This window comes from Sporosarcina soli (assembly GCF_042655805.1).
Taxonomy (GTDB): domain Bacteria; phylum Bacillota; class Bacilli; order Bacillales_A; family Planococcaceae; genus Sporosarcina; species Sporosarcina soli.
Window position 1 is genome coordinate 1 of sequence record NZ_JBHSNO010000027.1, and the last position, 554, is coordinate 554.

General features: G+C 56.7%; 1 rRNA gene. It reads right to left on the reverse strand.

What is annotated here, in order from left to right:
- A 23S ribosomal RNA gene (locus tag ACFPRA_RS24965) occupies window positions 1-554 on the reverse strand; the annotation flags it as partial.

The window sequence follows — 554 nt, forward strand, 5'->3', positions numbered from 1 at the left end:
AATCTCATCTCGAGGGGGGCTTCATGCTTAGATGCTTTCAGCATTTATCCCGTCCACACATAGCTACCCAGCGATGCCTTTGGCAAGACAACTGGTACACCAGCGGTGTGTCCATCCCGGTCCTCTCGTACTAAGGACAGCTCCTCTCAAATTTCCTGCGCCCGCGACGGATAGGGACCGAACTGTCTCACGACGTTCTGAACCCAGCTCGCGTACCGCTTTAATGGGCGAACAGCCCAACCCTTGGGACCGACTACAGCCCCAGGATGCGATGAGCCGACATCGAGGTGCCAAACCTCCCCGTCGATGTGGACTCTTGGGGGAGATAAGCCTGTTATCCCCGGGGTAGCTTTTATCCGTTGAGCGATGGCCCTTCCATGCGGAACCACCGGATCACTAAGCCCGTCTTTCGACCCTGCTCGACTTGTAGGTCTCGCAGTCAAGCTCCCTTATGCCTTTGCACTCTGCGAATGATGTCCAACCATTCTGAGGGAACCTTTGGGCGCCTCCGTTACACTTTAGGAGGCGACCGCCCCAGTCAAACTGTCCGCCTG